The sequence below is a fragment of the Pseudomonas sp. P4_C1 genome (genome assembly GCF_056402155.1).
Genome location: NZ_JBFUHY010000124.1, coordinates 1 through 7591, shown reverse-complemented (window position 1 = coordinate 7591; position 7591 = coordinate 1). Strand labels below are relative to the sequence as shown.

At 58.8% G+C, this 7591-nt stretch carries 5 protein-coding genes and 2 rRNA genes; 5 read left to right on the top strand and 2 right to left on the bottom strand.

What is annotated here, in order from left to right:
• Nucleotides 1-122 precede the first annotated feature (122 nt).
• The 5 genes from AC1DU9_RS29055 to AC1DU9_RS29035 all read left to right on the top strand — a co-directional run bounded on the left by AC1DU9_RS29055 (nucleotide 123) and on the right by AC1DU9_RS29035 (nucleotide 7182).
• Complete coding sequence (locus AC1DU9_RS29055) at nucleotides 123-833, top strand: GntR family transcriptional regulator (RefSeq protein ID WP_223463871.1); 711 nt, start codon at nucleotides 123-125, stop codon at nucleotides 831-833.
• Nucleotides 834-1564: 731 nt separating this feature from the next.
• The gene (locus AC1DU9_RS29050) at nucleotides 1565-2341 is read left to right on the top strand and encodes a DUF3050 domain-containing protein (protein WP_223463870.1); all 777 of its coding nucleotides are present in this window, start codon (nucleotides 1565-1567) and stop codon (nucleotides 2339-2341) included.
• Nucleotides 2338-3267 (top strand): diiron oxygenase, encoded by a 930-nt coding sequence (locus tag AC1DU9_RS29045; protein ID WP_223463869.1) that lies wholly within the window; start codon nucleotides 2338-2340, stop codon nucleotides 3265-3267. Before AC1DU9_RS29050 ends, AC1DU9_RS29045 begins: the two co-directional genes overlap by 4 nt.
• A gap of 13 nt (nucleotides 3268-3280) precedes the next feature.
• On the top strand, nucleotides 3281-6691 hold the full coding sequence (locus AC1DU9_RS29040) for an amino acid adenylation domain-containing protein (RefSeq protein WP_477811205.1): 3411 nt from the start codon (nucleotides 3281-3283) through the stop codon (nucleotides 6689-6691).
• Nucleotides 6692-6714: 23 nt separating this feature from the next.
• The gene (locus AC1DU9_RS29035; RefSeq protein WP_477811204.1) at nucleotides 6715-7182 is read left to right on the top strand and encodes an SRPBCC family protein; all 468 of its coding nucleotides are present in this window, start codon (nucleotides 6715-6717) and stop codon (nucleotides 7180-7182) included.
• Between the two features lie 105 nt (nucleotides 7183-7287).
• Here the strand turns inward: AC1DU9_RS29035 and rrf (AC1DU9_RS29030) are convergent.
• Both rrf (AC1DU9_RS29030) and rrf (AC1DU9_RS29025) read right to left on the bottom strand, forming a co-directional pair.
• Nucleotides 7288-7403, bottom strand: a 5S ribosomal RNA gene (rrf, locus tag AC1DU9_RS29030).
• Between the two features lie 108 nt (nucleotides 7404-7511).
• Nucleotides 7512-7591, bottom strand: a 5S ribosomal RNA gene (rrf, locus tag AC1DU9_RS29025); the annotation flags it as partial.

Below are 7591 nucleotides of genomic sequence, written 5' to 3'. Positions count from 1 at the left end.
GTGCAATCACTGGCCGCGCGCTAAACTGCAGGAAAGGCACTCGTGAGCTTGTTTGACAAGCTGTCAGTCAGTTACTAGTGTCATTTGGATCCAAAAATATTCCATCAATCAGGGTGCGTTTAGTGACACAAAAGCCCAACCCTCTCAGCAGTATCAAGGTCAACGGGCCAATTCCCGCACATCTGGCACGCTCGGTGATCGAAGAAACCCTGCGCGCGGCCATACTCGACGGGCGCATTCCTTGCGGTGCGGCCCTGCGCCAGCAAGACCTCGCCGACCTGTTTGGCGTCAGCCGCATGCCAGTACGCGAGGCCTTGCGCCAGCTCGAAGCGCAATCGTTGCTCAACGTGATTGCCCACAAGGGCGCCGTGGTCGCGCCACTGGTCCAGGGCGACGCCGTGGAAACCTACGCGCTGCGCATCCTGCTGGAATCCGAAGCCCTGCGTCTCTCGGTGCCACTGCTCCAGGACGGAGATCTCGAACAGGCTGCCCGTTACATCGACGAACTCGAAACGCAAAGCGACTACACCGAAATCGGACGGCTCAATCGCCTGTTCCACATGGCACTTTACAGCCGGGCGCCCAATCGCCGGCTGTTGAAACTGGTCGAAGACGGCCTGATCGAAGAAGAGCGGTTCCTGCGTTTCAACCTGGAAGCCATGGGCCTGGGCAAATTGTCCCAGGACGACCACCGGGCACTGTTGCGGGCCGCCGAAGACCGGGACGTCGAACGCTCGGTGGAACTGCTCGAACATCACCTGAGCCGAGGGGTCGAGGTCATTACGCGCTACCTCGACAGCCCTGAAGTACAGACCAAAAACACGTCGAAGTAACCTGCAGCGGCAAGTCCGGGGAGGCACACCGAAAGGTTCGCCTCGCTTGCCGCACATTCCTGCGAATGTGCACCGCGAATAATTTGATTACAAACCCCCTGCGCTCATACCACACCACCCTCGCGACGCCATACCGCAACTCAACGCCTTGCCACCTTCAAACCTGACCATCGCAACGATTGCGTGATGCCTCAGTAATGGCGGCCGCCTTGATTTGCGCCCACTCTGGGTAACCAAGACACAATAAAACGGGGGACTCGCCGAGCGAATGGCGTAAGCCCCCGCCCCAAGAAGCGAAGGAAGGAGCCTCATTACGGGAACGGAAGGATCGGCATCACTCGCGACCTGCTTCCACCCCCTCAGACACCCTCAACGACGCCCGATAAAAAGTTACTTCGAGTGAGGCATTCACTCTTTATTCAATTCTGACTTATATAGGCCGGAAGGAGTAACTACGCCCAAATAAAACCAATATAAAAAGTTTTATTGGAACTTATCACCCTTCAAAAAGTTAAATATTAAAATAATATCGAAACAACTTGATCGACACTTTATATGTGTATTAGTTTTTCTTCGCTGCCAGCCACAAGCGGCAGCGACGCCTTGTTTATTCGGCATCTACAGCACTGAAAAAGATCAATTCGATTGAGGTACCCGCTCGCCGGGAGAAAACTTCAAGCGAACTTCGGTGCTTGATTACTTCTCACCTCAACTCACTTACAGGCTCATCCATGAAACCAACTAAAGAACGTCTTACTCAAAAAAAAACCGAACTTAGCGAACATCCGATTTTCTCTGAAATACATTCGCTTGCGGTCCTGCGACGCTTCATGGAAACCCACGTGTTTGCCGTATGGGACTTCATGTCGCTGACCAAGCGCCTGCAACAGGAGCTGACTTGCGTGCAACTGCCCTGGTTGCCGCCACAGGATCCCCAGGCAGCGCGGTTGATCAACGAGATCGTGCTGGGTGAGGAGTCGGATGACCGCCCGGCCCAAGGTCATTACAGCCACTTCGAGTTGTACCTGGATGCAATGCGCGAAGTCGGCGCCTGCACCGTTGCCATCGAACGCTTCGTGACCCTGCAGCAAGAAGGCGTGAGCTACGACGTGGCCTTGCAGAGCGTCAACGTCGATCCGGCGGCCGCAAATTTCGTTCGCCATACGCTACACACCGCACTGCATGCGCCGGGTCACAGTGTGGCGGCGGCGTTTCTGCACGGCCGCGAGAGCGTTATCCCGCGGATGTTCCAGCGCATCCTCGACGATTGGGGCATCGGCATCGAGCAGGCGCCGACCTTCCGTTACTACCTCGAGCGACACATTGAAGTCGACTCCGAGGACCACGGCCCGGCAGCGGAAAAGCTCCTGTCGCGGCTGGTCGATAGCGACCCGCAACGGCAGGAAGACGTGTACGCCAGCGCCATCGCTGCCGTGGAAAGCCGTATCGCCCTGTGGGACGGGTTGCGCCTGAGCATGAACGAATCCGTCACGGAGGTGAGCGCATGAACGCCGCCGACTACCAATCCTTCGCCGACGCCTGGGAAAGTCGCGCGACCATCCGCACACGCCCGCGCCGTGTGCTGGAGAACGACGACAAACTGATCTACCCCTTGAGCCGCCAACCCTTGGTGCTGAGCGAAACCTTTCTGCGCGAATGCCCGGAACAGCGCGACTTCGCCCTGGTACAGACGCTCTACAAGTTCATCAACGATGTGGTGATTTTCGAAACCGAGATCGTCGACAAAACCGCCCGCAGCATCGCCAAGAATCGCTTCGCGTTCGAGTTCCCGTTCGCCTGCCGCTACGACGCCATGACGGTTGTGGTGGACGAGGATTACCACGCACTGGTGGCGATGGATTTCATGCAACAAACCATCGCGTTGACCGGTATCACCCCCATTGAGTTGCCGGATGAGATCGAGCTGAGCCGGGCGATACCGGCGGCCGTGGCGCTGGCACCGGAGCACCTGCGCAGCGCTGTAGAACTCATTTGCGTGGCCATCGCCGAAAACACGGTGACCGGTGATGTCGCCGCGTTCGCCAAGGACGACACGGTCAAACAATCGATCAAGGGCCTGATGGCCGATCACCTGCTGGACGAGGGGCGCCACTCCGGTTTTTGGGCGCGGCTGGTACGCATCTACTGGCATACCGCAAGTGCAGGCGACCGCCAGTGCATCGCGCAGATCCTGCCGGTGTTCATTGGCCATTACCTGACCAACGACATCCAGAAATCCTTCGACTTCCGCTTGATCGACGCACTGCAGATCAACGATGTGGCGCGGCGCGCACTCAAGAACGAAATGTCGGCACTGGCCTTTCCGATCAATCGCCATCACCCCCTGGTGGCCAACATTGTGCGGTTTTTCCACAGCAGTTCGCTGCTCGATGCGCCGTGCGTACAGACCGCCCTCAGCGACTATCTGGTTTGACGAGGAGCCCATCATGAGACGTCTCGACATTTTGCTCACCGGACAAAGCCAGGCCCTGACCAACCTGGCGCTGGAACTCGAACAACACGGTCACTCACTGACGCGGATCTGCGCGCTCGACGATATGCCTGGACAGGCTGACCTGCTGATCGACGATGGCACACTGTTTCAGTACATCGGGGATGCGCCACGACTGACAATTCAATTGGGTCTCGGCCGGCAGCAGGCGTCCGGCCTGCCATCGCTGGACGTGTTGTGCTGCCACGGCTCAACGCTGCTGACCCGTGTACCCATTGCCGATGAACCGTCGGGTAATGGCCAGGCGTTGCGTATGCAGGCCATGACAGCTCTGGTTGACCACGTGGCGTTGCTGGTCAGCCGCTACTCGCGGGATGTCGACTATTTTCGACACGCCGAACCCGCCGTACCTGCCCGCTTCGAGCGCATCGAGATCCTGCGGTTCCTGGACAGCCTCGCGTTCGTGCATCGCCTCAATGGCAGCGTCGACCCACGGCTGCAGCAACTCGCGCAAACGTCGATGATCGAAAGGCTGGAACAACAATTCATCCAGAGCGCCGACCATCCGGCCTTGAGCATCGCTGGCAACACCCTCGACTATCGCCAATTGCACGCCCACAGCCGCGCCATCCAGCAACGGTTGCAACCGCTGCTGGATCAGCATCAAGGCCCGGTAGTCATCGGGATCTGCCTGCCCAAATGCAATGCGCTGTATGCGGGAATCCTGGCGATCCTGGGCAGCGGCGCGGTGTACTTGCCGCTGGAGCCGAGCCATCCGTTGCAACGTCAGCAGTACATTCTGTCGAATGCTGGCGCGGTATTGTTGCTGCATGACGGCGAGCATCCCCTGGCGAGCCAGATGCCGGGGCTGGATATCAGCCACATCGACGTCCATGACGCAGACCTCACTCAACCGTTGATGCGCCAACGCCCCGACCTCGATGCACCCTGCATGGCGCTCTACACCTCGGGCACCACCGGCCATCCGAAGGGTGTTCTGCTCAGCCAGGCCAACCTCGCGCACTTCATACACTGGTACGCCGACTATGTGCAGCTGACCGGCCAGAGCCGGGTGTTGCAGTTTTCTTCGTTGAGTTTCGACTCATCGCTGATCGACATCTTCCCGACCCTGTTGCAAGGCGCCGAGCTGATCGTGCCCGGTGATGACCAACGCCGCGATCCGCTGCAACTTGTGGAACTGATTCGTCATCGACAACTGACCCACGCCTTTTTACCGCCGGCCTTGTTGAGCATCCTGCCTCTGGAGCAGTTGCAGTGCCTGGATCATGTGATGACCGGCGGCGATGTCTGCGAGCCGTGGGTCATCGAGCAACTGAGCCGTCAGGGCAAGCTCTACAACCTCTACGGGCCCACCGAAGCCACGGTGCTGATTACCGCGCGCAAACTCCAGGCAGGCGACAACAACCGCTCGCTGGGCGCTCCAATCGCCAACAGCCAGGTGTTGATTCTCGATGACGACTTTCAACCGGTGGCCGAACAGACCATCGGTGAGTTGTACATCGCCGGCCCGGGTGTGTGCCTGGGTTACCTGAACAACCCGCAGCAAACCGCCGAGCGCTATCTGGACCTGAACTTGCCTGACGGCCGGACCCTGCGCGTCTATCGCACCGGGGACATGGCGAAGTGGACGGCTGAAGGGATCGAACTCTGCGGTCGGCGTGATAATCAGGTGAAGATTCGCGGCTTCAGGGTCGAGCCGGAAGAGATTGAGCGCTGCCTGCGCGACAGCCAGTTGTACCGCCAGGTTGCCGTGGTCATCGATAGCCAGCGACGGATTCTGGCCTTCCTTGCCCAACCCCGGGAAGACCTCCCCGGCACCGCTCGCCAAGCGTTGAAAGCCCACGCGACACAGCACCTGCCGGACTACATGAACCCCGTTGCATGGACCGAGCTGGCAAGCATGCCGTACGCCAGCAATGGCAAGGTCGACCGCAAGGCGTTGCTGGATCTGCCCGTGAGCGTCACCGATAACCCTTCACGGCGCCTGCCAGTCAACGCCGATGAGGCCCTGCTGCTGGAAATCTGGGCTGAGTTGCTGGAGCTGCCGGCGAGCGACATTTCCACCGACGAAAGCTTYTTCAATCTGGGCGGGCACTCGATCCTGCTATCGCGCATGCTCCTGCGACTGCGCGAGGAATTCGGGCGCAGCATCTCGATCAACCGCTTTATCGAACTGCCCACCATCACCAAACTGGCGACGCTGGTGCGCGGCTCCGGCAGTGAAGAGGTACTGAGCGAACAGGCCCTGCGCGATGCCTTCCGTGAACTGGATATTCAGCCGTTGCCCATCAGCCGCATGGGCGATGTGCACAAGGTGATCATCACCGGCGCCAACAGTTTTGTCGGTGTACATCTCGTCGAGGCGTTGCTGGCATGGGGGGCCAGCGAAGTCGCCTGCCTGGTTCGCGACGGCAATGGGCAATCGGCGGATGAACGCTTTGCCCAGGCGCTGCGGGAGAACCGTCTGGAGCATCTGGATATGAGCCGGGTGAGGGTTTACGCGGCGGACATCACGCGACCGCAACTCGGTTTGGCGCCCGAGGCATACCAGCGACTGGATCGAGAGTTTGGCGCACTGGTGCACAACGCGGCCAACGTCAATCACGTCCTCGATTACGAGTCGCTGGCGCGGGACAACGTCGAGCCGATTTTCGAATGTTTGCGCCTGTGCGAAGGGCGCAGCAAAAAAATCTTCAACTTCGTCTCGACGCTCTCGGCCTCCAGCACGATATCCGCCGACGGCCGAGTGCTCGAGTTGCCGGCCGCAGCGACGCCACCGATCTACATCAAGAACGGCTACAACCTGTCCAAATGGGTCGGCGAGCGCATCCTCGAACGGGCGCGGGAGCTTGGGGTGCGGGTCAATCTCTACCGCCCCGGCAACATTAGCTTCAACAGCCTCACAGGCGTATGCCAGCCGCACAAGAATCGCCTGATGCTAATGCTCAAGGGCTCGATCCAGCTTGGCCAGGTGCCGGAATTTGCCTTGAACTTCGACCTGATGCCGGTGGACTTTCTCGCCCGATTCATCGCCTTCCACGCCAGTCGTTATCAACCGGAACAAGCGGTGTTCAACCTGCACAACCCCGAGCCCTTGAGCTGGGACAACTACGTGGCGTCCTTCCGCGAGGCGGGGCGCGATTTCGCGATGGTCAGCGTCGCCGACTGGCAGCAGCAACTGGGTCGGGTCGACAGCGACAACGCGTTGTTCGGCGTACTGGGGTTCTACCTCAACGGCTTCGAGGAGGACATCGGCGATATCTCGATGATCGGTCACGACAACGCCCAGGCCGGTGTGCGGCTAATGGGCGCGCACTACCCGCAAAAATCCCCGGCGCTGCTGCGTCGCGGCTGCGACTACCTCAAAGAAATCAACTTCATCTGACTCAACCCCAACGGAGCAAAACCATGAGTACTCTGCAACCCGATACCCTGATCAAAAACCCTCAAGGCTGCCACGTGGCGTCCTCGGTGGAGGTTCCCGCCGACGCTGCGCAGGTATGGGCCGTAGTCGGTAACTTTGCCGGCTTCGATCGTTTCATTCCGGCGCTGTCGCACATCGAGATGACCGGTGATGGGGTGTCATCGCTACGTAAAAAGTTTTTCAAAGACGGCAACCTGGTGGTCGAACAACTCAACTCTCGGGACGACCAGGCACGGCACATTACCTGGACCACCATTTACAACACCCTGGGTGTGGCCAATCTGTGGGCAGCGATGAGCGTTGAACCACTGGGTGCGGGCAAGTCCCGAGCCACCTGGACCATCATCGCCGAACCGGCGCATGGAGGCACCGAAGCGCTGCCGGGCTTCAAGGATTTCGTGCAGGGCTTTGCCGATGATGCAATGAACAATGTGCTGAAACTGTTTGCCTAAAATGTGGAAAAACACGTTGTGGAGAGGCTCCGCAATGGGCTTTTCAGTACCCCTGAAACGACAAAACCCCTGTCTGCGTTAGCAGACAGGGGTTTCGGAATTCAATCTTGACGATGACCTACTCTCACATGGGGAAACCCCACACTACCATCGGCGATGCATCGTTTCACTGCTGAGTTCGGGATGGGATCAGGTGGTTCCAATGCTCTATGGTCGTCAAGAAATTCTGTGACCAGCTCGTTAGAACATCAACGCGCCAGTGAAAATTGGTGACTTCTACTAAAACAAAACCCCTACCTGCGTACGCAGATAGGGGTTTCGGAATTTAATCTTGACGATGACCTACTCTCACATGGGGAAACCCCACACTACCATCGGCGATGCATCGTTTCACTGCTGAGTTCGGGAT

Excerpts from the sequence above, each read along its gene's own strand:
- AC1DU9_RS29050 (WP_223463870.1), top strand. The coding sequence starts at position 1,565 with ATGAAACCAACTAAAGAACGTCTTACTCAAAAAAAAACCGAACTTAGC.
- AC1DU9_RS29045 (WP_223463869.1), top strand. The coding sequence starts at position 2,338 with ATGAACGCCGCCGACTACCAATCCTTCGCCGACGCCTGGGAAAGTCGC.
- AC1DU9_RS29035 (WP_477811204.1), top strand. The coding sequence starts at position 6,715 with ATGAGTACTCTGCAACCCGATACCCTGATCAAAAACCCTCAAGGCTGC.